Source organism: Massilia sp. LjRoot122, assembly GCF_964252725.1.
GTDB lineage: Bacteria > Pseudomonadota > Gammaproteobacteria > Burkholderiales > Burkholderiaceae_D > Telluria.
The window spans coordinates 2238737-2260498 of sequence record NZ_CAXUPB020000001.1 but is presented as its reverse complement, the minus strand read 5'-3'; the positions used below and the strand labels follow the sequence as shown (position 1 = coordinate 2260498).

Genomic DNA, 21762 nt, shown 5'->3' with positions numbered 1-21762 from the left:
TGTGAATAACTATGTGGAAAAGCGGGGGCTTGACACGCCGGATGCGGCCATCCGTGCGGCTTTCAACAATTTGCCTATTGGGAAGGCAGGGCCGATAGGCCCAGAAATCAAGGGCTTAGCTGCACTTGTCGCACAGTCGGCACGCTGCAGCACAAAATTATTCTATGGAAATTTTTGTGCATAATCCCGGGGCTCAGGCGGCTGCCAGTCCTGCACTGCCGCGCCGCCTGCCGGGCTCCAGCAGCACGCGCGCGATGACCCGCGCGTCGACGCCATGGGATTTGAGGTATTCGAGTGCGGACAGGGTGCCCGCGACGCGCATCAGGGCGAGGCCGTCGTCCACGATGTCGCGCTGGCGCTGGTCGTGCCGTGCATCAATAACGGCGGCATCTGGATTGCCTTGGGAGTTGCGGAGAGGATTCATCATGCGCCTGGCCTTTCGGATAAAGGGTGGTCGGCTGCACCGGAGTATGGGCGAAACGCAAGCAATGTCAATATCAGAGTCGAATCGAAGCGCACCCGGCGTTTGTGCCCTTCGCGTGCACGGGTCCAGCGCTGCGCCATCCCGCCCCCACGCCGCCTACAATGGCCGCGCACACCAACTTCGCGAGGACGCCATGAGCATGCAACCCGACCCCGACCTGAATCCCGGCGATGAAGCCCAACCCGGCACGCCCGGCGCCGGCGAAGACGTCTGCGAAGACTGCGCCGGCACCGGCAAGGTCGACGGCAAGCCCTGCCCCAACTGCGGCGGCAGCGGCAAGGTCATGCGGGGCATCGGCGGCGGCTGAACGCCCGGGCGGGCGTGGACAGGACGGAGCCCGGGCGGCGATAATCCCCGGATGAGTTCTCCGCCTTCCGCTCCCGCCCCAGACCGCCCCCGTCCCACCTCGCTGCTCGACCTGTTCGTCTCCTTCACCGTCCTGGCCCTGCAGGGCTTCGGCGGCGTGCTGGCGGTCGTGCAGCGCGAAGTCGTCGAGCGCAAGCGCTGGCTGACCCACGAGGAGTTCATCGAGGACTGGGCGGTGGCGCAGATCATGCCGGGGCCGAACGTGGTCAACCTGTCGATCATGCTCGGTGCGCGCTGGTTCGGACCGGTCGGGGCGCTGACCGCGATGGCCGGCCTGCTGGTGCTGCCGCTGGCCCTGGTCCTGCTGCTGGCCGCCTTCCACGCACGCTTTGCCGGCCATCCCGCCATGGCAGGCGCGCTGCGCGGCATGGCGGCAGTATCCGCCGGCCTGATCGCCGCCACCGGTTTCAAGCTGTCCGCCGCACTGGCCAGGAACCCGATCCCGCTGCCCTGGTCGATCGGCCTCGCCGCGGGCGCCTTCGTGCTGCTGGCATGGCTGCGGGTGCCGCTGGTCTGGGTCCTGCCGGCCCTGGGCGGACTTGGCTGCGTGCTGGCCTGGCGCAGGCTGCGCCCATGATGCCGGCGCTCCCGCCCGACCTGGTTCTTGGCCCGGACGACTGGGTCGGCCTGCTCGTCCATTTCCTGATGCTGTCGCTGATGCAGTTCGGCGGCGCGATCTCCGTCACCGCCGACATGCAGCGTTACCTGGTCGAAGACAAGGGCTGGCTGAGCCAGTCGCAGTTCAGCGATTCGATCGCGCTGGCGCAGGCCGCGCCGGGTCCGAACGTGCTGTTCGTCGCCCTGATGGGCTGGAACCTGGGCATGAACACGGGCAGCCTGGGCGCCGCCTTCGCCGGCATGGCGCTGACCATGCTCGGCATCCTGCTGCCCTCTTCCCTGCTCAACTACCAGGTCGCGCAATGGGGCCACCGCAACCGCGAGCTGCGCGCCGTGCGCGCCTTCCGCCTCGGTATGGCGCCGGTCGTGATCGGGATGCTGCTGGCGACCAGCTGGCTGCTCGCCGGTGCGGGGACGGAGCCCAGCGGCTGGCCCCTCTGGCTGCTGGCGGCGCTCAGCTGCCTGATCGTCTGGCGCACCCGCCTGCACCTGCTGTGGGTGCTCGGCGCCGGTGCCTTGCTGGGGGCGCTCGGCTTCGTGTGACTGGCAGACCCGGTCCCGGCAAGGCATACTTGCGGAATCGACCACTCATCCGGTGACCCCATGCCTGAACTCCTCAGCGAACACGCCTGCTTCGGCGGCGTCCAGCGCTTCTACCGATTCGACTCGCAGGCGATCGGCCTGCCGATGCGCTTTTCCGTCTACCTGCCGCCCGGCGCCGAAGGCAAGCGCCTGCCCGTGCTGTTCTACCTCGCCGGCCTGACCTGCACCGAGGAGACCTTCATGATCAAGGCCGGCGCCCAGCGCGTGGCGGCCCAGGAAGGCCTGATCCTGGTCACGCCCGACACCAGCCCACGCGGCGCCGGGGTGGCCGGCGAGACCGACAGCTGGGATTTCGGCGTCGGCGCCGGTTTCTATGTCGATGCGACCGAAGCGCAATGGTCGCGTCATTACCGCATGTACAGCCACATCTTGGAGCTGCGCGAACTGGTGCTGGCCAGCCTGCCGGCCGACCCGGCGCGGGTCGGCATCTTCGGCCACTCGATGGGCGGGCATGGCGCCCTCATGATGGCGCTGAGGAATCCGGATCTCTTCCGTTCGGTGTCGGCCTTCGCGCCGATCGCCGCGCCAATGCGCTGCCCCTGGGGCCGGAAGGCCTTCGGCGGCTATCTCGGCGCGGACCAGGCGGCCTGGCGCCAGTACGATGCGACGGAACTGATGGCTGCGATGGCCTCGGCGCCCTTCCCCGGTGGAATCCTGATCGACCAGGGCCTGGCGGACAAGTTCCTGGACGAGCAGCTGTATCCGGAAGCCTTCGAGGAAGCCTGCGCGCGCGTCGGACAGCCGCTCACGCTGCGCCGCCATGCGGGCTATGACCACGGCTATTATTTCATCTCGAGCTTTGTCGAGGATCACCTGCGTTTCCACCGCCGGCTGCTTGGGTGAACCATGGGACACAGCAGATGAGAAGCAAAAAGGGTCCGCGCTACCAAGGGAGATCACCCTTGTGCCAGCATTCCGGCATTCCTTACCTATGCTGCCGACAAGTCGGCAGCGCGGAAGAATGGACACAGAACCAGCGAGAATGCCCTGCATACGATCGCACTGGCCGGCGGCTGGCCAGGCGCTATCGTGCTGCGTGAGCTTGTGGAACGCTAGGGAAGCCAGTTCGCCGCGCCGGATCGCGACGGCGTGAACGACCGGTATTTACTGTTGAGTTTTTCCGCAGTCGGTGCATAATCGGCAGCAAACCCGACAGTTTTTCACCAGGACGATCATGGCGATCCAAGCTTCTGCGCGACGGCCGCGCCACGCCGGTCCACTACCCAGGCTGGCCGGCGTTCTGCTCGCAGCCGCCCTGAGCGCGTGCGGCGGCGGTGGCGGCGGCAGCGCCCCTGCCCCGGCGCCGGTCCAGACGCCGCCGCCACCGCCGCCACCGGTCGCGGCACTGCCGGGCAGCTATGCCGACCCGGTCCTCTACTCGGGTGCGGCCGCGGCCTCGCTGGCAAGCGCCGAGGAGCGCTCCTCCAAGGTCGACAAGAACATCACCCTGAACGGCAAAGCACTCGCCTACACCGCCAGCGCCGGCCACCTGACGGCCACCGACCTGCAGACCGGCCAGCCGGCGGCGTCCTTCTTCTACGTCGCCTACACCGCCGGCACCCAACCGGCGGCGCAGCGGCCGCTCACCTTCTTCTACAACGGCGGGCCGGGCTCGGCCTCGATCTGGCTGCACCTGGGCTCCTTCGGGCCGCGCCGGATGGCAACCACCTTCCCGTCCACCGCGCCGCCCGCCAGTCCGCCGCAGATGGTCGACAACCAGGAAACGCTGCTCGACCATTCCGACCTGGTCTTCGTCGACGCCATCGGCACCGGTTATTCGCAGGCGATCGCGCCGCGCACCAATGCCCAGTTCTGGGGCGTCGACCAGGACGCGGCGGCCTTCCGCGACTTCGTGCGCCGCTATCTCGCCGCCAACAACCGGCAGGCGTCGCCGGTCTACCTGTTCGGCGAATCCTACGGCGGGCCGCGCACCGCCGTGCTGGCCAACCTGCTCGAAAGCGCCGGGGTGCGCGTGGCCGGGGTCATGCTGCAGTCACCCGCCATGAACTACAACGCGAACTGCGGCGTGTTCAATCCCGGCCAGGTCAGCTGCGAGGGCTATATCCCGAGCTATGCGGCGGTGTCGGCCTACCACCAGAACGGCGGCAGCCTGCCGACCGATTTCTCCTCGGTGCTGCAGAAAGCGCGCGAGTTCGCCGCCGGCCCCTACCGCAGCGAGGTCGGCGCCTTCCTCGCCGGCGGCACGCCGCCGAGCGATGCCACCGTGACGCAGCTGGCCGCCTACACCGGCGTGGCGGCGCTGACCTGGCGCCAGGATCTGTCGATGGTGCCGGGCGCCTACCGCGCCCGCTTCCAGCCGGGGCAGGTGATCGGGCGCTACGATGCCCGGGTGAAAGCGCCGGTCGGCAGTGCGCTGGCAGTCGGCGGCGACCCGTCGATGAACCTGGTCGGCAGCACCTTCGTCAACACCATCCGCAGCTATCTCGAGACCGAGTTGCGCTATACCGCGATGACGCCCTACCTGAGTTCCAACAACGTTCTCGAGCAGTGGAACTTCAGCCACGACGGCAAGGCGGTGCCGGACACGATACCGGACCTTGCCGCCGCCCTGACGCTCAATCCGGCCATGAAGGTGCTCGCCATGGGCGGCTACCATGACCTGGCCACGCCCTTCTACCAGACCGAGCTGGACCTGGCGCGGCTGGGGCCCGGGACCAACATCCAGATCCGCAACTACGACAGCGGGCACATGAGCTACCTCGACGACCGCGTGCGCGGCCTCCAGAAGGCCGACCTGCGCGCCTTCTACAACAGCGTATCGGTGGCACAATGAAGACCATGCACCTCTTGATCCTCCTCCTCAGTGCCGCCCATCTGGCGGCTCCGGCTTCAGCACAGGGGCAGATCGGCGCCGACGCCCAGCTGCCGCCCGCGCTGCGCAACCGTCCGGCCGACACGCCGCCGGCGGCAGGCGCGGCGCTGCGCGCGCAGGCGCTGGCCAAGCTCGAGGAACAGTTCCGGGCGGCCGATACCGACGGCAACCGCAGCCTGTCGCGCGAGGAGGCCAAGGGCTTCGGCTTCGTCGCCCGGCATTTCGATGCCATCGACACGCGCGGCCGTGGCGCCGTCAGCTTCGACGACCTGCGCAGCTACCTGACACAGGCAAAAACCGAGCGGCGCTGAGCACGCCATTCATTGCGGCCCCGGCCGCTTGAAAACAGCCGGTCTCCGTCCTATAAATATATTGCTGGTATCTGCCAGCGATCACTGTTCATCCATGGAGGCCACTATGAATCTCATCAAGAGGGGTGCTTCCCCACTGCCGGCCTACCGTCCGGGTTCCGTCGAGGACCAGTTCGGACGCATGGTCGAGAGCATGTTCCAGGATTTCTTCAGCCCGCTCGCCCAGGGCGGGCAATGGGCCGGCGAAGGTTCCGTATCGCCGCGCCTGGACGTCAAGGAGACCGAAAAATCCTACGAAATCCAGGCCGAACTGCCGGGCGTAAACAAGGAGGACGTCAAGGTCTCGGTCGATGGCCAGCGGGTCACGATCGAAGCGGAATGCCGTGAGGCAAACGAACGCCGTGAGGGCGAAACCGTGGTGTATGCTGAACGTACCGCACGCAGGTTCATGCGCAGCTTCGCCCTGCCCACCGAGGTCGACGACGGTACGGCACAAGCGCGGCTCGAGAACGGCGTCCTGCAGCTGAGCCTGCCCAAAAAGCAGGGCACTGAAGCACGCCGTCTGACCATCCAGTAAGCGCTCGCGCTGTCCATGGTCCGCCTACCGCGTTGCGGCGCCCTGCCGCGGCGCGGCGCGGCCGCTTTTTCGCTTTTTCGTTCCATGCTGGCTGTTTTTGATCGTTGCACCATGCTCGATACCGAAAGCTACAAGGATCGCACCCACGCCGGCCGCCAGCTGGCGCGTGTGCTGCGCCACCTCGCCGGCCAGGCCGACCCGATCGTGCTGGGCCTGCCGCGCGGCGGCGTGCCGGTGGCCTTCGAAGTGGCGCAGGCACTCGGTGCGGAACTCGACGTGCTGCTGGTACGCAAGCTGGGCATGCCCGGCAACGAGGAATACGCGATGGGCGCGATCGGCAGCGGCGGCGTGCGCGTGCTGCAGGCGGGCGTGCCCGGGCTGATGGGCGTAACGCAGGAGCAGGTGGAACACGTGGCCGCGCGCGAACTGGCCGAACTCGAACGGCGCGACCGCCTCTACCGGGGTGGCCGCCCGCCGCCACGGCTCGCAGGTCGCTGCGTGATCCTGGTCGATGACGGCATCGCGACCGGCGCCAGCATGCTGGCTGCGGTCCGGGTGGTGCGCAAGCAGCACGTGGCGCGGCTGGTCGTGGCGACGCCGGTGGGTGCGCCCGACACGATCGGCCTGCTCGAGCGCGAAGCCGACGAAGTCGTCTGCCCGCTCACGCCCCTCCGCTTCCACGCGGTCGGCCAGTTCTACCGCCGGTTCGGGCAGACGGATGACGAAGAAGTGCAGGATCTGCTGGCGCAGGCATGGGCAGCACCCGCCGCGCAGCATGGCAACCAGGACAACAGAAAGGAGCGGACATGAAACCGATACCAACCGAGACGGCAACCGATGTGGGCAGCGTGGGCAAATGGCTGGGAGCAGCGGCGGCCGGAGCGCTGCTGATGTACCTGCTGGACCCCGAACGTGGCTCCGCGCGCCGCTCGCGGGCCTTGTCCGCGCTGCGTACCGCCGGCGCCCGCACCGGTGCGACGCTCGACCATGCCCTGCACAGCGCCGGCGACCGCCTGGTGGGTCTGAAGGACAGCGCGACCAGCGCACTGTCGCACGGGGCCGACCGCCTGCATGCGCAGGCCGCACCCATGATCGAACGCGCGCGCCACGGCGCGCAGGAAGCGACCCAGCGCCTCGAGGATAGCGCCGACCGTGCCCGCGCGCGGGCCAGGGCCTGGGAACGCAGCGCCGAGGCGCGCAGCCGGCACGAGGTCGAGTCCAGTCGTTCGGCGGCCCGCTACAACCGCTATGAGCCGAGCCGCGACTATGGCGTCCACACCGGCAGCGCCGACGCTCCGCACCCGGCCCTGCTGGGCGGAGGCATGCTCGGCCTGCTCAGCCTGATGCGGCGCTCGCCGGGCGGCCTGCTGGTCGGCCTCGCCGCGCTGGGCGTGTTGATGCAGGCCACGCGCAACAAGACCTATCGCGTCAGCGACAACATGTCCGGCAGCATGCGTGACACTGCGCGCGACAGGTCCGCCGGCGCGCGCGACAGCGACGAGCATGGCCCGGCGCCACTCGGCACGACGGGCGAACAGGCCGGCAGCCGCTACCTGCACTGATTTTCCTGCCGCTTGCTTGATCTGTTCATGGCTACCGTTACCGACTATGAAACCGCCGCCCTGAGGGCGGCGGCCACGCCGCTCACCGGCAGCGCGTCCGACTACGATGCGTTGCTCGACCTGGTCGGCGATGCGCGCTTCGTGCTGCTCGGCGAAGCCACCCACGGCACGGCCGAGTTCTACGACGAGCGCGCGCGCATCACCCAGCGCCTGATCGAAGAAAAAGGCTTCACGGCAGTCGCCGTCGAAGCCGACTGGCCGGACGCCTGGCGCGTCAACCGCTACGTGCGCGGCGAAGGGAGCGATCCCGACGGGCGCGCGGCCCTGTCCGGTTTCGAGCGTTTTCCCGCCTGGATGTGGCGCAATACCTCGGTGCTGGCATTCGTCGAATGGCTCCGCAAGCGTAACGACGCGGCGGCTGCGAAGGGGAACATGGCCAAGGCCGGCTTCTACGGACTCGACCTGTACAGCCTGTTCACCTCGATCCAGGAAGTGCTGCGCTACCTCGATCAGGTCGATCCGGTGGCGGCCGAGGAAACACGCCGCCGCTATGCCTGTTTCGACCACTACGGCGAGGACAGCCAGCACTATGGCTACGCCACCGGTGTCGGCATGTCGGAATCCTGCCAGCAAGGCGTGCAGACGGCCCTGCAGAAACTGCAGCAGCGTGCCTTCGACTACATGCAGGCGGACGGGGTGGAAGGCGCCGGCGCGAGTCCCGAAGATGCCTTCTTCTACGCCCAGCAGAATGCGCGTCTCGTGAAGAACGCCGAAGAGTACTACCGCACCATGTTCCGCGGCCGCATCTCATCCTGGAACCTGCGCGACCGCCACATGGCCGATACGCTGGACGCGCTCGCACGGCACCTGTCGCGCGACGGCCAGCCGGCCAAGATCGTCGTCTGGGAACACAATTCGCACATCGGCGACGCACGCGCCACCGAGATCGGGCGCCAGGGCGAATGGAACGTGGGCGAACTGGCGCGCAAGGCCTACGGGGCGGGCGCCTGCCTGATCGGCTTCACCACCTACGACGGCCGGGTGACGGCGGCATCGGAATGGGATGGCCCGGCCCTGCACAAACACGTGCGGCCAGGCATGCCCGGCAGTTACGAGCACCTGCTGCACAGTGTCGGCATGGAGCGCTTCTTCCTGCCGCTGCGCGCGCCCGGCGCGGCCCGCGACGTGCTGATGGAAGAACGGCTGGAGCGCGCCATCGGGGTGCTCTATCTGCCGCGCACCGAGCGCCACAGCCATTACTTCATGGCCCAGCTCGCGCGCCAGTTCGACGTCGTGATCCACATCGACCGCACCAGCGCCGTGACGCCGCTGGATGCGACCAGCGGCTGGCATTCGGGCGAACCGCCGGAGACCTATCCGCAGGGTTTGTAAACTGCATCGGGCTGATCACCTGAACACCGACTGTCGTGCTTGACGTTATCCTCAAGACCGTCGCTCCGGCGAAGGCCGGAGCCCAATTTTCCCTGCAGACCAGTGCACGTTGATTGCGCCGCAACGCTGCGAACTTAGGCTCCGGCCTTCGCCGGAGGTCGTATCCGCCAGTGGCGGGTACGACGTTCATAAGCTAGCGGCAAAGCACGCGCTGGCGAGCAGAACGAAGTCTCACCCTTCATGGAATGCATACCCGTTCCTGCCCTGCCCCTTGGCTGCATACAACGCACTGTCCGCCGCCGCCAGCAGCTGCTCCTGCGGCTGGCGCGGCTGCGACAGCGCCAGGCCGACGCTGGTGCTGGCCTGGACCAGGCCGGCGCTGGTGCGGAACGGCACCCGCATGCTCTCGACGATCTTCACGGCGATGCGCTCGGCTTCCGCCCTGCCCCCGATCTCCTCGAGGATGACCACGAACTCGTCGCCCGACAGGCGTGCCGGCGTGTCGGTGGCGCGCACCCCCACCGTCAGGCGCCGGGCGAACTCCTTCAGCACCTCGTCGCCCACGCCGTGTCCATGGGTGTCGTTGATCTTCTTGAAGTGATCGATATCGAGGTAGGCCAGCGCCAGCGGCCGGTGGCTGCGGCGGGCGCGGTCCAGCGCATGGTGCAGCGTCTCGCCGAACATGCGGCGGTTGGCGATGCCGGTCAGGGTATCGACCCGCGCCAGCTGCTGCAGCTGTTCCTCGACTTCCTTCACGTGGGTCATGTCGTGCACCAGCGAATACACGCCCGCCACCTTGCCGTCGGGCTGGTGGTCGGGAATGTAGGTCGCCTGCAGGATGCGCGGGTCGCCGCGCACGGGAATGCGCACCTCGTGCGTCACCGCCTGCCCGCCGAAGGCCTGCTCGAGGTGCGGGCCGATGTCGGCGGCCGTTTCCGCTCCCAGCACTTCGGCCACCGGCATGCCCACCAGCCGGTCGGGCGTTACCCCGAACCACTTGTCATAGGTGGCATTTCCGAAGCGGAAGCGCTGCTCGCGGTCGATGTAGGAGATCAGTACCGGCAGGTTGTCGGTGATCAGCTGCAGGCGCTTTTCGCTGGCGGCGCGGTCGCGCTCGGCCCGCTCGCGCTCGGCCATCAGGGCATGGAAGGCACGCCCCAGCTCACCGATTTCATCCCTGCGACCTTCGCGCAGCACGTCGATGTCGGCGTCCTCGTCGCGGATCGCGGCGACGTTGTCGCGCAGGTCCTGCAGCGGCGCCAGCAGACGGAACACCAGCACCCAGGCCAGCAGGCCGGCCGCCAGCGCCAGCCCGCCGGCGCTGAAGAAGGCGTTCTTGCGCATCGCCTGCATCGGCGCGAAGGCTTCCGCGCTCGGGTAGCGCGCTGCCAGGATCCAGCCGGTCGTGCGCAGCCGCTTGTAGGCATAGATCGAATCGGTCCCGTCCTTGCTGCGGGCCTCCAGCCAGCCTTCGAAGCCGGCCAGGGCACGATCGGTGCCCCGGTTGATGCCCGGGATGCTGCCGACGTGCTGGAACAGGCGTGAGGCGTCGGGGTGGTCGATGACCACGCCGTCGGCCGTCATCAGGAACAGATAACCGGTCTTGCCCGGCTTGAGGGTGCTGATCTGGCGCAGGAATCCCGAGCGCCTCAGATCCACGCTGCCGGTCAGAACCGCGGCGAGCTGGCCGGTGTCGTCCATCACCGGCGCGCTGAATACCACGATGTGGTTACCGGTAAGGCGGCTGCGGAGCGGCCGCGAGATCACGCCTTCGCGCGTCTCGAGCGTTCGCTCGAAATAGTCGGTGCCGCGCGCATTCAGCGATGCCGGGCCGGGCAGCTCGCGCAGCGACAAGCGCATCTCGCCGCTGGCGTCGAACACCACCAGGTTCAGGTACTCGTCGGCGGCCCACAGCCGGACCTGGTCGGCAAGGAAGGGCCGTAGCCCGGTCCAGTCCGTGCGCAGCCGCGGCGGGATGGCGGCGGCGAGCGCCTCGACTTGCGCCAGCCGCGCCGCCAGGCGGTCGTCCATGAAGGACGCGGCGCCCGACAGCAGGGTGTATTGCTGGTCCCCGATTACCCCTTTCATGCCGCGCTCCGCAACGGACAAGGTCGACAGCGTCACCAGCAGGGTAGCGGCGAACACGAGCACGGCCGCCACCGAAGCCAGCCGCAACTTGAGGTTCGCCGATGTCAGACGAGGACCGGGTGTGGTCATGAATGGTGACGAGACTGATCAGCAGGATGACAAAGTATTACATATTCCGGCTACCCGCTACGTTTTATTCCGCGAAGAAATCGTCCATATTGTTGAGACCCGGCGATTCGATTAGCATGTCGGATTACCCTTTATATTCCCCTGCGAAGGACGAGGTCCGCATGAGTACATACACGCTGCACATCAACGGCAAGGCACAGGCCGTGGACGTGGAACCCGACACGCCGCTGTTGTGGGCCCTGCGCGACACGCTCGGCCTCGTCGGCACCAAGTATGGCTGCGGCCTCGGCCAGTGCGGCGCCTGCACCGTGCACATCGACGGCGTGCCGGCGCGCGCCTGTCTGACGCCGGTGTCCAGCCTGGGCAAGCAGAAGATCACCACCATCGAAGGCCTCGACCCGAAGGCCCGGCATCCGCTGCAGCTGGCCTGGCAGGAGCTCGACGTGCCGCAGTGCGGCTACTGCCAGTCGGGCCAGATCATGACGGCCTGCCACCTGCTGAAGCAGCACCCGAAGCCGACCGACGCCCAGATCGACGAAGCGATGGCGGGCAACCTGTGCCGCTGCGCCACCTATACCCGCATCCGCGCCGGCATCCACCGCGCGGCCGAGATCAGTTCACATGCAAAGGGCAAGAAATGAGCGCACCGCTTTCTCCTTCGCGCCGCAGCTTCCTGCGCAGCACTGCCGTTGGCGGCGCCTTCATGCTCGGCATGTCGGCCGACGGCGTCCTGGCGGCTGCCGCAGGTGCAGCGAGCGGAACACCGGCGGACTTCACGCCGAACGCCTTCATCCGCATCGGCCGCGACGGCCGCGTGACCCTGATCTCGAAGCAGCCCGAAATCGGCCAGGGCATCAAGACCTCGCTGCCGATGGTGATCGCGGAGCAGCTCGAGGTGGACTGGAAGGACGTGCGCATCGAACAGGGCGACCTCGACACCGCATTGTACGGACCGCAGGGCGCCGGCGGCTCGACCTCGACCCCGACCAACTACGAGAACTTCCACCGCCTCGGCGCCGCCGCGCGCATGATGCTGGTGCAGGCCGCGGCCGACACCTGGAAAGTGCCGGTATCCGAATGCACGGCCGCGAACGGCGCCGTGGTGCACGGCGCCAGCAAGCGCCGGCTGGGCTACGGCGCCCTGGTGGAAGCCGCGTCGAAGTCGCCGGTGCCCGACGCGAAAAGCGTGGTGCTGAAAGACCCCGCCACCTACAAGCTGCTGGGCACCCGCATCGGCGGCGTCGACAACGCGGCCATCGTCAGTGGCAAGCCGCTGTTCGGCATCGACGTGCGCCTGCCCGGCATGCTGTACGCCGTGTATGCCAAGTGCCCGGTCTTCGGCGGCCAGCCGCTGAGCGCCAACCTGGACGCGATCAAGGCCATGCCGGGCGTGAAGGACGCCTTCATCGTCGAAGGCACGGCCAACCTGAACGGCCTGCGTCCGGGCGTGGCGATCGTCGCCACCTCGACCTGGGCCGCCATGCGCGCGCGCCGCGAGCTGCAGGTGGTGTGGGACGAAGGCGAAGGTGCGAACCACAGCTGGGCCGACTTCACGGCCCAGGCCCAGGCCGCGTCGAAGAAGGCCGGCGAAGGTGTCAGCACAAGCACCGTGCGCAAGGACGGCGACGTCCCGGCGGCACTGGCGGGCGCCGCCAAGGTGGTGGAAGCCGCCTACAGCTACCCCTTCATCTCGCACGCGAGCATGGAACCGCAGAACTGCACCGCCTGGATCAAGGAAGGCGGCGCGCTCGAACTGTGGGCGCCGACCCAGAACCCGGGCGCCGGCCAGGCACTGGTCAGCACTACCTTCGGCATCCCGAAAGAGAGCATCACCCTGCACATCATCCGCAGCGGCGGCGGCTTCGGCCGGCGCCTGAGCTCGGACTTCATCGTCGAGGCCACCGCGATCGCACGCAAGGTGGCCGCGCCGGTCAAGCTGACCTGGACCCGCGAGGACGACCTGCAGCACGACCATTTCCGCCCGGGCGGCTTCCACTTCCTGCGCGGCGGCGTCGATGTGGCCGGCAAGGCGGTGGCCTGGCACAACCACTTTGTGACCTTCGCCAACCGGGTCAAACGCGATGGCAAGAGCGTGCTGCAGCCGGGCAGCGGCGGCAACCTGTCTGCCGATGAATTCCCGGGCCGCTGGATCGATCACTGCCTGTTCGAACAGACCATGCTGGAAACCCGCGTTCCGATGGGTCCGTGGCGCGCACCGGGCAGCTGCGTGTTCTCCTGGGTGCTGCACAGCTTCATCGACGAGCTGGCGCACGCCGGCGGACGCGATCCGCTCGCGTTCCGGCTGGAGCTGCTGGGTAACAAGGACCTCGTGCCGGCCAGCAGCGAGCGCGGCCTGCCCTACGACGTCAAGCGCATGCGCAATGTGCTGGTCGAAGTGGCCCAGCGCGCCGGCTGGGGCAAGAAGTCATTCCCGCGCGGCCAGGGTCAGGGCATCGCCTTCCACTTCAGCCACCGCGGCTATGTGGCCCAGGTGGCCGAGGTGACGGTGTCGCGTGAAGGCAAGCTGAAGGTGGACCGGGTGGTGGTGGTGGCCGACGTCGGCGCGCAGATCGTCAACCTGTCGGGCGCCGAGAACCAGGTGCAAGGCTCGGTCATCGACGGCCTGTCGACCATGATGTTCCCGGAGCTGAACATCGAGAAGGGGCGCATCGTGCAGAGCAACTTCCACGACTACCAACTGCTGCGCATGCCGGACGCACCGACGAAGATCGAGACCCACTTCATCAAGACCAATAATCCGGTGACCGGCCTGGGCGAACCCGCCCTGCCGCCGCTGGCGCCGGCCGTGTGCAATGCGATCTTTGCCGCAACGGGCAAACGGGTGCGTCAGCTGCCGCTGAGCAAGACCGACCTCAGCTGGAGCTGAGCCGGGCTTCAATGGCGGTGCGCGGGATCGTTGTCCTTGGCACCGTGGTAGTCGAGAATCGTCGCCGCCCTTTCCAGCAGTGTTTCGTCGGCGGTGATGGTGACGACGCACTTGCCGATCTCCAGCCCCGGCGTGTACACGTCCTTGTAGTCGGTGCCGCCCTTCACCGAGGGCGAATCGCCCACCGTGAAGTTGGCTTCAGAGGGACCGGCTTCGTCGCCGGTATGGGTGATGTCGATGCCGTTCCGGTCGAAGCCCGCGTCCAGCAGCGCCTGGCGCGCGCGTTCGGCATCCGCGAAGTTGTCGATCACTCTGACGATCTGCTTGTTCATGGCGCCTCCCTTGGTTCCTGTTGGAGTCACCGTACCAGAAACTGGCTGGAACTGGCGCTCAGCGCTTGGCTTTCTGCGCGGGTATCGACACCATCGATGGCTTGCTTGGGTCGGGTACATAACTCAGCTTCATGTCCTCGCCCATACCTTGCTTGAATTCCATGATCACATTGCCGTCGCCGGAGACGAACTTGTTCTTCGACACTGCTTTGAGTCGCATCGGCTTTTCGGTGTCGATGGTCGCGTCGATGTATTCCGGCTTGCCGCGCACTTCCAGCCGCCAGCCATTTGCCATGTCATAGGTTCCCGCGATCTGCTTGACGTCGTCAGAATTGAGCCGAACCGCCTTGCCCGGGGCCGTCACCGTCACGGTCGAGATCGGCGCAGTATCGGGCCGCGGGTAGGGTTGGTTCTGCGCACCGGCGCCAGCGGCAAGCACGAGCAGGGATGCGGGAATCAGGAGAGATAGGGGTCGCATGATCGTTCCTTCACAAAGCAGAAAACTTTGGACAGGCGTCACGCCGATTCAGCCTTGGCGGGCGTCGGATGCCGCAAAGCCGCATTGCCCTTGCGGTACTTCAGTCTAGGTCAGCATCCATCCAGGGCAAGGATGCAGGCGGGAGCATCACGAAACTGTCTCGAAATGGAGGAAGTCATATCCGCGCGAAATGAGGTCAGGAGACCGGCACTGCGTTGCGCATGAAAGCTGTGTCAGGACAGCCGTTGCAGGAACCGATCAACGATACCTTAGGTGCCCAAGCTGCTCCACTGTCCACATGACGTACTTCTGCAAGAGTGAACCATTGGACATCGCTGCTTCGAAGTTTTTAAACCGTATCTTAGCGTGCTATTTTTTACGTTTTGCGACTTGGCTATCCTTGGAAGCTACACTATGGTCTTGCTGAAGCTTGGACACGCGCAGGAGGCGAAGGCGGCAATCGACGACTACATCGCCAAATACAATTGAGATCAGAGCCGATCCTCCTTCGAGAACATCTGCGCCCCGGTTGAAAATCCGCTTTATCAGGCATAGCTCTTTGGCGCGTCGAGCGCTCTGCTTGGGCAGTTCCCGCAAACCTGTGAGGCCTGAGTTGGCGCTCGTTCGAACTGGCTGGGTGCGCTGCGGCTTATCATTTAATTCGCTGGCGGCCAGCCGCACAGCGTGAACGTCAGGAGAAACACTTGTCGCCTGCTCGCCTATTCATCACCGCTCTACTTCTTAGTATTGCCCTGAGCGCTGAAGCTGGACTCCCGTTCATGTCCAAGACAGTTTCGTGGAATGAAGATGTATTGCTTGGAAATGGGCAAATGCTTCAAATCCACCGCACAGTAACTTATGGGCCTGATGAATGGGGGCGCTCGGGTCGAGGGCCACTTAAAGAGCAGACAATTCGATTTGCTCGTGATGGTCACAGGGTCGAATGGAAAAGCAAGGATCGCTGGCCTATCGCCTACATGCCTGACATTCTCGATTTCGCTAGCGGCATGCCTGTTTTGGTAATGCCAGTACAAGGCTGGGGACCTTGTAATAAATACGGCTTCCCACCGGAAGGCTTGGTTGCGTTCGCTTATAAACAGGGGCGATGGGATCGCATAGCCACCGTCGACTTACCGAAGGAGCTGAAGGTAAATCTCCTGCGAAGTACACAGGAGATTAAATACGGGAAAGAGTACAAAGACAAACGGATCACCCCCTCGGACAAACAAGCGCTGGAGCGGAGCGATTGGGGCTACACGAAGCAAGGACAGTCGCTTTCTGACGCCAGCAAGCTCTATGCGGACTACGAAGATTCATGTGTTCAGATGCGGCCACCCCCAGACAAGCAATTGGAGAAATTGCGGCAGCGCAACTCTGACGCCGAGCGTAATGCATCCACAATTTCAGCCTTGGTCTTGTCTGTAGACACCGAGCCAGAGTCAGTCACCAGCAAGATGTTCCTCAGTCAGAAAGGGGTGTGGACTGGCGCTGGGTACCTGACTGGAAGTTGCAAAGGCATTGTAGAAAAGATCGAACCTTTACGACAGTGGGTCGGTGATAAGTATGGAAACAGGTCGGAACTCATTGGCTATCAACTACTTCTTCAAGTTGCACCTGCTGACAAAAAGAAGGTGCAGATCGAAGATGCCAGCCGAGCGCAAATGCAATCTGTGGTGTGTGACCAATCGACCATCTTTGTGGTGAGAAGGCAAAATAAGGAAAATTTAATCATTCATCGCTTCGGCCACAATGGTGACCTGGTAGATGCCTTCCGCGTTGCGATCCCGGATACGGCGAAGGTGGTCCGCGATCCAGATTGGGGCACGCTCTGGACTGTAATTCCAGATGGCAAAGGAAGTCTTTCAATGTCAGTCGCAGATTACACCTATCCTTCCACTGCAAGCCTCGGGGGTACGATCAAGCGGAAGGTCAATTATGCGGTTCACCTGCCGGCCAGATAGTCCCCTGACTCGGCACTCAACCACGTTCCTTCGACCGCCGGACGCTGCGCGATAGCTGCCTAGATTTCTCCTGCCCACGCCCGGTAGTCACCGTCTCAATCGATTGAGCGTGGATCTGCTGGAATATCTAGAACCGGCGCCCGGGGCAATAGCGGCTGTTCTCGCGTTTTCAATCCGGCACCACAGCCGTCACCTCGATCTCGACCCGCGCCCGCTCTTCCATCAGCCCCGCCACCTGCACCGCGCTCATGGCCGGATAATGCCGGCCGATCACGTCGCGATAGGCCGCGCCCAGCGCAGCGCCGGCACCGAGGTATTCCTGCCGGTCGAGCACATACCAGGTCATGCGGACGATGTGCTCCGGCCCCGCCCCTGCTTCGCGCAGCACTTCGACCACGTTTTCCAGCGCCTGGCGCGCCTGGCCCACGAAGTCGTCGGTCTGGAAGCGGCACTCGGCATCCCAGCCGATCATGCCGCTCACGTAGACCTGGCGGCCGCGGGCGGCGACGCCGTTGGCGTAGCCCTTCGGACGTACCCATCCCGGCGGTTGCAGGATCTCGATCATGCGGCCTCCCCTGCCAGCAGTTCGCGCGCGATGATGAGCAGCTGCACTTCGCTCGCGCCTTCGTAGATGCGCAGCGCGCGGATTTCACGGTACAGGGTCTCGACCGTCTCGCCGCTGACCACGCCCTGGCCGCCGAACATCTGCACGGCCGCGTCGATGACCTGCTGGGCCGTCTCGGTCGCGGTCAGCTTGGCCATCGCCGCCTCTTTCGTTACTCGTTTCCCCTGGTCGCGCATCCAGGCCGCGCGGTAGGTCAGCAGCGCGGCGGCGTCGATGCCGGTCGCCATCTGGGCCAGCTTGGCCTGGGTCAGCTGGAAGTCGGCCAGGGTCTTGCCGAACATCGCCCGTTCGCGGGCCCGCTTCAAGGCTTCGTCCAATGCGCGGCGTGCGAAACCGAGGCTGGCCGCCGCCACCGAGGTACGGAACACGTCGAGCGTGGCCATCGCCACCTTGAAGCCCTGCCCCTCCTCCCCGATGCGGTTCGCCGCCGGCACCCGGCAGCCGTCGAAGCGCAGGCGCGCCAGCGGGTGCGGCGCGATCACGTCGATGCGCTCGGCGATCTCGAAGCCGGGCATGCCCGCTTCGACGATGAAGGCGGAAATGCCGCGCGAGCCCCTTCCCCCTTCGCCGCCGCCGTCGCCGGTGCGCGCGAACACGACGTAGAAGTCGGCAATGCCGCCGTTCGAGATCCAGGTCTTCTCGCCATCGAGCACATAGCTGTCGCCTTCGCGCCGCGCGGCGCACTGCATCGCGGCCACGTCGGAACCGGCCTGCGGCTCGGACAGTGCAAACGCGGCGATCGCCGCGCCGCTCGCGACGCGCGGCAGCCAGGCTTCCTGCTGGGCCGCCGTGCCGAACAGCGAGATCGCGCCGCTGCCCAGCCCCTGCATGGCAAAGGCGAAGTCCGCCAGGCCGGCATGGCGTGCCAGGGTTTCGCGGATCAGGCAGATGGCGCGGGTGTCGATCGGACGATCCGCGCCGCCGATCGCATGGCGCAGCCAGCCGCCGCTGCCGAGCGCCGCGACCAGCGCGCGGCAGGCGGCATCGACATCCCTGCCGTGCGCGTCCTTCAGGTGTTCGCCGGCCCAGGCGTCGAGTTCCAGCGCCAGCGCGCGGTGGCGCGGCTCAAGGAAAGGCCAGTCGAGGTATTCGCGGTCAGCCATCTCAATCCCCTTCGAAACGTGGCGTGTCCTTGGCCACGAAGGCGTGGTAGGCGCGGTGGAAGTCATTGGTGGCCATGCAGATCGCCTGCGCCTGGGCTTCGGCTTCGATGGCTTCGTCGACGCCCATGTTCCACTCCTGCTGCAGCATCTTCTTGGTCATGCCGTGGGCGAAGGTCGGGCCATTCGCGAGCGTCGCTGCGAGGGCCTGCGCTTCGCCCAGCAGCGATTCCGGCTCGCACAGGCGGTTGAAGAAGCCCCAGCGTTCGGCCTCTTCGCCCTTCATGGCGCGGCCGGTGTAGAGCAGCTCGGCCGCCCTTCCCTGGCCGATCAGGCGCGGCAGCAGCGCGCAGGCGCCCATGTCGCAGCCGGCCAGGCCGACCCGGGTGAACAGGAAGGCGGTCTTGCTGCGCGCGCTGCCGTAGCGGATGTCGGAGGACAGCGCCAGGATCGCGCCGGCGCCGGCACAGACGCCGTCCACGGCCGCGACGATCGGCTGCGGGCAGGCGCGCATCGCCTTGACCAGGTCCCCGGTCATGCGGGTGAATGCCAGCAGGCCGGGCATGTCGAGCCGGGTCAGCGGCCCGATGATCTCGTGCACGTCGCCGCCCGAGCAGAAATTCTCGCCCGCGCCCGTGATGACGATGGCCTTGACGTCGTCGGCATAGGCGAGCGCGCGGAACAGGTCGCGCAGCTCGGCATAGGATTCGAAAGTCAGCGGATTCTTGCGCTCCGGCCGGTTCAGGGTAATGGTGGCGACCCGCTCCTGCATGGTGAACTGGAAATGGGTGGCCTGATAGGCGGCAAGGCTGGCGCGGCTGCCCGGCAGCCGGTGCGCTTCGCCCGGTAAGTAATGCATGCGGTGGCTCCTGATAGGGTGAATCAGCCTTCGAGCAGGCGCGCGGCCAGCTGCTGCGGGCTCAAGCCGCTGCCGGCTGCCTGCATCTGGCGCTCGCGTTCGAGGTTGCGTTCGAGCTGGGTCTTGCCGGCGCGGTACTGGCGCGGCCAGGCGGCGCCCGTGTAGCCGATGCGCGCGGCCTCGTTCAGCGTCCAGGCCGGGTTGGCCAGGTGCGGACGGGCGACGGCGCACAGGTCGGCGCGCCCGGCCGAGACGATGCCGTTGACGTGGTCGGCCTCGTAGATCGAGCCGACCGCGATGGTCGGGATGCCGGCCTCGTTGCGGATGCGGTCGGCGAACGGGGTCTGGAACATGCGTCCGTACACCGGTTTCTCTTCCTTGCTGACCTGCCCCGACGAGCAGTCGATCATGTCCGCGCCCGCCGCCTTGAACAGGCGCGCGATGGCGACGGCGTCATCGGGCGTGATGCCGCCTTCCACCCAGTCATGGGCCGACAGGCGCACGCTGATCGGCAGATCGAGCGGCCAGACGGCGCGGATCGCGGCGAAGACCTCGAGCGGATAGCGGCAGCGGTTTTCCAGGCTGCCGCCATAGGCGTCCTGGCGGTGGTTGGTCAGCGGCGAGATGAAGCTGGACAGCAGGTAGCCGTGGGCGCAATGCAGCTCCAGCCAGTCGAAGCCGGCCTCGGCGGCGGCCCGGGTGGCGCGCACGAAGTCCAGCTTGATGCGCTCCAGGTCGTCCGGACCGGCTTCGCGTGCCACCTGCGACACGCCCTGCAGGTACTGCTGGGTCGACGCCGACACCAGCGGCCAGTTGCCTTCATCGAGCGGCAGGTCGATCCCGTCCCACATCGGCCGGGTCGAGCCCTTGGCGCCGGCGTGGCCCAGCTGGATGCCGATCTTCGCGTCCGAATTCGCATGCACGAAGTCGACGATGCGCGTCCAGGCGGCCGTGTGATCCGGTGTGTAGAGGCCCGGGCAAGCCGGCGTGATGCGCGCGTCGGCGGAGACGCAGGTCATCTCGGCCATCACCAGGGCCGCGCCGCCGAGCGCGCGGGCGCCGAGGTGGGCCAGGTGGAAGTCGCCCACCCTGCCGTCCACGGCCGAGTACTGGGCCATCGGCGAGACGATCACGCGGTTCTTCAGCAGGACGCTGCGTACTTTATAGGGGGTGAACATGGGCGGGGTCGGCCCGCCCGGCGCCGCCACGCCGGCCTGCGCCGCGGCCCGTTCGGCGAACCAGCCTTCGAAGCCGGCGACGTAGTGCGGGTCGCGCAGGCGCAGGTTCTCGTGCGACAGGCGCTGGCTGCGCGTGAGCAGCGAATAGGCGAACTGCTCGGCCTCCAGCGCCGTGTAGCGCCGCACGTTCTCGAACCATTCCATCGAATTGCGCGCCGCGCTCTGCAGCTTGAGCACCTCGACCCGGCGCGCTTCCTCGTAGGCCGCCAGCGCCTCTTCCATCGGCACGGCCGGATCGTCGAGGCAGCGCGCCAGTTCGATCGCGTCCTCCAGCGCCAGCTTGGTGCCCGAGCCGATCGAGAAGTGCGCGGTGTGGGCTGCATCGCCCATCAGCACGGTCGGCACCCGGCGGCCATCGATCTCGTTCCAATGCACCCAGCGGCGGCAGGCGATACGCGGGAAGCGGATCCACATCGCCGAGCCGCGCAGGTGGGCGGCGTTGGCCATCAGGGGCTGGCCGTCGAGGTAGCGCGCGAACAGGCGCTCGCAGAAGGCCAGCGCCTCCTGCTGGTCCATCGCTTCCAGCCCGGCGGCGCGCCAGGTTTGCTCCGGCGTCTCGACGATGAAGGTCGAGGTGTCGCCATCGTACTGGTAAGCGTGGGCCTGGAACCAGCCGTGTTCGGTCTCTTCGAAAGCGAAGGTGAAGGCATCGAATTTCTTGCGCGTTCCGAGCCAGACGAAGCGGCAGTGGCGCTGCTCCACCTCGGGCTGGAACACCTCGGCGTGGCGGCTGCGCACGGCGCTGTTGACGCCGTCGCAGGCGATCACCAGGTCGGCGTCGTAGGCCCGCGCCAGTTCGGCGTCGTCGCGCACCTCGTGTTCGAATTCGAGCCGCACACCAAGCGCGGCGCCGCGCTCCTGGAGGATGTTCAGCAGGCGCTTGCGGCCGATGCCGCAGAAGCCGTGCCCGCCGGAAGTGACGGTGCGACCCTTGAAGTGGACGTCGATGTCGTCCCAGTGGTTGAAGGACTGCAGGATGGCGCGCGCACTCTCCTCGTCGGCGCCGGCCAGGTGACCGAGGGTCTGGTCGGAAAACACCACGCCCCAGCCGAAGGTGTCGCTGGCGCGGTTGCGCTCGACGACGGTCACGGCGTAGTCCGGATGGCGCTTCTTCATGAGCAGTCCGAAGTACAGGCCCGCCGGGCCGCCTCCCACGCACACGATCTTCATTCCCGCTCCCTGTCTGGTGTTGCCGATATCTTACATGGACGAATGCTTTAGGTGTCAAGTAAATATGAACCGGTATCGAATGTCCGTATATACATTTGGCGACCTTGTTTTAGTACAATAGGGAAACGGTCGCACCAGTTCGGTGCACC

General features: G+C 66.5%; 22 protein-coding genes. 14 read left to right on the top strand and 8 right to left on the bottom strand.

Going from position 1 to position 21762, the window contains the following annotated elements:
- Window positions 1-193: 193 nt before the first annotated feature.
- Complete coding sequence (locus ACSQ25_RS09980; protein WP_436105538.1) at window positions 194-427, bottom strand: hypothetical protein; 234 nt, start codon at window positions 425-427, stop codon at window positions 194-196.
- A 190-nt stretch (window positions 428-617) separates the two neighbouring features.
- Here ACSQ25_RS09980 and ACSQ25_RS09975 point away from each other — a divergent pair, with 190 nt between their 5' ends.
- The 11 genes from ACSQ25_RS09975 (at window position 618) to ACSQ25_RS09925 (ending at window position 8746) form a co-directional block, all read left to right on the top strand.
- Window positions 618-791, top strand: coding sequence for a hypothetical protein (locus ACSQ25_RS09975; protein WP_436108126.1), 174 nt, complete (start codon window positions 618-620; stop codon window positions 789-791).
- 51 nt (window positions 792-842) lie between these two features.
- On the top strand, window positions 843-1427 hold the full coding sequence (locus ACSQ25_RS09970) for a chromate transporter (protein ID WP_436105537.1): 585 nt from the start codon (window positions 843-845) through the stop codon (window positions 1425-1427).
- Complete coding sequence (locus tag ACSQ25_RS09965; protein ID WP_436105536.1) at window positions 1424-2011, top strand: chromate transporter; 588 nt, start codon at window positions 1424-1426, stop codon at window positions 2009-2011. Before ACSQ25_RS09970 ends, ACSQ25_RS09965 begins: the two co-directional genes overlap by 4 nt.
- A gap of 60 nt (window positions 2012-2071) precedes the next feature.
- The gene (fghA, locus tag ACSQ25_RS09960; protein ID WP_436105535.1) at window positions 2072-2914 is read left to right on the top strand and encodes an S-formylglutathione hydrolase; all 843 of its coding nucleotides are present in this window, start codon (window positions 2072-2074) and stop codon (window positions 2912-2914) included.
- A 69-nt stretch (window positions 2915-2983) separates the two neighbouring features.
- On the top strand, window positions 2984-3127 hold the full coding sequence (locus ACSQ25_RS09955) for a DUF1294 domain-containing protein (protein ID WP_436108047.1): 144 nt from the start codon (window positions 2984-2986) through the stop codon (window positions 3125-3127).
- A 118-nt stretch (window positions 3128-3245) separates the two neighbouring features.
- Entirely contained in the window at window positions 3246-4865 is a 1620-nt protein-coding gene (locus ACSQ25_RS09950) for a S10 family peptidase (RefSeq protein WP_436105534.1), read from the top strand.
- A 5-nt stretch (window positions 4866-4870) separates the two neighbouring features.
- Window positions 4871-5215: an EF-hand domain-containing protein gene (locus ACSQ25_RS09945; RefSeq protein WP_436105533.1), complete on the top strand. Its 345-nt coding sequence runs from the start codon at window positions 4871-4873 to the stop codon at window positions 5213-5215.
- Between the two features lie 106 nt (window positions 5216-5321).
- Entirely contained in the window at window positions 5322-5792 is a 471-nt protein-coding gene (locus tag ACSQ25_RS09940; protein ID WP_436105532.1) for an Hsp20/alpha crystallin family protein, read from the top strand.
- A 111-nt stretch (window positions 5793-5903) separates the two neighbouring features.
- Window positions 5904-6602, top strand: a complete 699-nt coding sequence (locus ACSQ25_RS09935; RefSeq protein WP_436105531.1) for a phosphoribosyltransferase — start codon at window positions 5904-5906, stop codon at window positions 6600-6602.
- On the top strand, window positions 6599-7354 hold the full coding sequence (locus tag ACSQ25_RS09930; RefSeq protein WP_436105530.1) for a hypothetical protein: 756 nt from the start codon (window positions 6599-6601) through the stop codon (window positions 7352-7354). The genes ACSQ25_RS09935 and ACSQ25_RS09930 overlap by 4 nt, the downstream gene beginning before the upstream one ends.
- Window positions 7355-7381: 27 nt before the next feature.
- The gene (locus tag ACSQ25_RS09925; RefSeq protein WP_436105529.1) at window positions 7382-8746 is read left to right on the top strand and encodes an erythromycin esterase family protein; all 1365 of its coding nucleotides are present in this window, start codon (window positions 7382-7384) and stop codon (window positions 8744-8746) included.
- Between the two features lie 231 nt (window positions 8747-8977).
- Here ACSQ25_RS09925 and ACSQ25_RS09920 read toward each other — a convergent pair whose 3' ends face one another.
- Window positions 8978-10921, bottom strand: a complete 1944-nt coding sequence (locus ACSQ25_RS09920; RefSeq protein ID WP_436105528.1) for a diguanylate cyclase domain-containing protein — start codon at window positions 10919-10921, stop codon at window positions 8978-8980.
- A gap of 203 nt (window positions 10922-11124) precedes the next feature.
- On the opposite strand from ACSQ25_RS09920, the gene ACSQ25_RS09915 reads away from it, so the two are divergent.
- Both ACSQ25_RS09915 and ACSQ25_RS09910 read left to right on the top strand, forming a co-directional pair.
- Window positions 11125-11604 carry a (2Fe-2S)-binding protein gene (locus ACSQ25_RS09915; RefSeq protein ID WP_436105527.1) on the top strand — a complete coding sequence of 160 codons (480 nt, stop codon included), beginning with the start codon at window positions 11125-11127 and terminating at the stop codon, window positions 11602-11604.
- Complete coding sequence (locus tag ACSQ25_RS09910) at window positions 11601-13850, top strand: molybdopterin cofactor-binding domain-containing protein (RefSeq protein ID WP_436105526.1); 2250 nt, start codon at window positions 11601-11603, stop codon at window positions 13848-13850. Before ACSQ25_RS09915 ends, ACSQ25_RS09910 begins: the two co-directional genes overlap by 4 nt.
- Window positions 13851-13858: 8 nt before the next feature.
- On the opposite strand, the gene ACSQ25_RS09905 is transcribed toward ACSQ25_RS09910, so the two are convergent.
- Window positions 13859-14182 carry a hypothetical protein gene (locus ACSQ25_RS09905; protein WP_436105525.1) on the bottom strand — a complete coding sequence of 108 codons (324 nt, stop codon included), beginning with the start codon at window positions 14180-14182 and terminating at the stop codon, window positions 13859-13861.
- Between the two features lie 58 nt (window positions 14183-14240).
- Window positions 14241-14702: a hypothetical protein gene (locus tag ACSQ25_RS09900; protein ID WP_436105524.1), complete on the bottom strand. Its 462-nt coding sequence runs from the start codon at window positions 14700-14702 to the stop codon at window positions 14241-14243.
- A gap of 737 nt (window positions 14703-15439) precedes the next feature.
- On the opposite strand from ACSQ25_RS09900, the gene ACSQ25_RS09895 reads away from it, so the two are divergent.
- Window positions 15440-16621, top strand: a complete 1182-nt coding sequence (locus ACSQ25_RS09895) for a hypothetical protein (protein WP_436105523.1) — start codon at window positions 15440-15442, stop codon at window positions 16619-16621.
- 169 nt (window positions 16622-16790) lie between these two features.
- Here ACSQ25_RS09895 and ACSQ25_RS09890 read toward each other — a convergent pair whose 3' ends face one another.
- The 4 genes from ACSQ25_RS09890 to ACSQ25_RS09875 are packed head-to-tail and all read right to left on the bottom strand — an operon-like array spanning window position 16791 to window position 21613.
- Window positions 16791-17183 (bottom strand): RidA family protein, encoded by a 393-nt coding sequence (locus ACSQ25_RS09890; protein WP_436108046.1) that lies wholly within the window; start codon window positions 17181-17183, stop codon window positions 16791-16793.
- Window positions 17183-18349, bottom strand: a complete 1167-nt coding sequence (locus ACSQ25_RS09885; protein WP_436105522.1) for an acyl-CoA dehydrogenase family protein — start codon at window positions 18347-18349, stop codon at window positions 17183-17185. Before ACSQ25_RS09885 ends, ACSQ25_RS09890 begins: the two co-directional genes overlap by 1 nt.
- 1 nt (window position 18350) lies before the next feature.
- Complete coding sequence (locus ACSQ25_RS09880) at window positions 18351-19205, bottom strand: enoyl-CoA hydratase family protein (RefSeq protein ID WP_436105521.1); 855 nt, start codon at window positions 19203-19205, stop codon at window positions 18351-18353.
- Between the two features lie 23 nt (window positions 19206-19228).
- A complete protein-coding gene (locus ACSQ25_RS09875; RefSeq protein ID WP_436105520.1) occupies window positions 19229-21613 on the bottom strand; it encodes a bifunctional salicylyl-CoA 5-hydroxylase/oxidoreductase in 2385 nt (794 codons plus the stop codon).
- Between the last annotated feature and the right edge of the window lie 149 nt (window positions 21614-21762).

Bases quoted from the DNA above. Each gene is read 5' to 3' on its own strand.
- ACSQ25_RS09895 (WP_436105523.1), top strand. From the start codon at position 15,440: ATGTCCAAGACAGTTTCGTGGAATGAAGATGTATTGCTTGGAAATGGG.
- ACSQ25_RS09875 (WP_436105520.1), bottom strand. From the start codon at position 21,613: ATGAAGATCGTGTGCGTGGGAGGCGGCCCGGCGGGCCTGTACTTCGGA.
- ACSQ25_RS09910 (WP_436105526.1), top strand. From the start codon at position 11,601: ATGAGCGCACCGCTTTCTCCTTCGCGCCGCAGCTTCCTGCGCAGCACT.
- ACSQ25_RS09970 (WP_436105537.1), top strand. From the start codon at position 843: ATGAGTTCTCCGCCTTCCGCTCCCGCCCCAGACCGCCCCCGTCCCACC.
- ACSQ25_RS09980 (WP_436105538.1), bottom strand. From the start codon at position 427: ATGATGAATCCTCTCCGCAACTCCCAAGGCAATCCAGATGCCGCCGTT.
- ACSQ25_RS09915 (WP_436105527.1), top strand. From the start codon at position 11,125: ATGAGTACATACACGCTGCACATCAACGGCAAGGCACAGGCCGTGGAC.
- ACSQ25_RS09945 (WP_436105533.1), top strand. From the start codon at position 4,871: ATGCACCTCTTGATCCTCCTCCTCAGTGCCGCCCATCTGGCGGCTCCG.
- ACSQ25_RS09930 (WP_436105530.1), top strand. From the start codon at position 6,599: ATGAAACCGATACCAACCGAGACGGCAACCGATGTGGGCAGCGTGGGC.
- ACSQ25_RS09940 (WP_436105532.1), top strand. From the start codon at position 5,322: ATGAATCTCATCAAGAGGGGTGCTTCCCCACTGCCGGCCTACCGTCCG.
- ACSQ25_RS09950 (WP_436105534.1), top strand. From the start codon at position 3,246: ATGGCGATCCAAGCTTCTGCGCGACGGCCGCGCCACGCCGGTCCACTA.
- ACSQ25_RS09880 (WP_436105521.1), bottom strand. From the start codon at position 19,205: ATGCATTACTTACCGGGCGAAGCGCACCGGCTGCCGGGCAGCCGCGCC.
- fghA (WP_436105535.1), top strand. From the start codon at position 2,072: ATGCCTGAACTCCTCAGCGAACACGCCTGCTTCGGCGGCGTCCAGCGC.
- ACSQ25_RS09975 (WP_436108126.1), top strand. From the start codon at position 618: ATGAGCATGCAACCCGACCCCGACCTGAATCCCGGCGATGAAGCCCAA.
- ACSQ25_RS09925 (WP_436105529.1), top strand. From the start codon at position 7,382: ATGGCTACCGTTACCGACTATGAAACCGCCGCCCTGAGGGCGGCGGCC.
- ACSQ25_RS09905 (WP_436105525.1), bottom strand. From the start codon at position 14,182: ATGAACAAGCAGATCGTCAGAGTGATCGACAACTTCGCGGATGCCGAA.
- ACSQ25_RS09935 (WP_436105531.1), top strand. From the start codon at position 5,904: ATGCTCGATACCGAAAGCTACAAGGATCGCACCCACGCCGGCCGCCAG.
- ACSQ25_RS09885 (WP_436105522.1), bottom strand. From the start codon at position 18,349: ATGGCTGACCGCGAATACCTCGACTGGCCTTTCCTTGAGCCGCGCCAC.
- ACSQ25_RS09965 (WP_436105536.1), top strand. From the start codon at position 1,424: ATGATGCCGGCGCTCCCGCCCGACCTGGTTCTTGGCCCGGACGACTGG.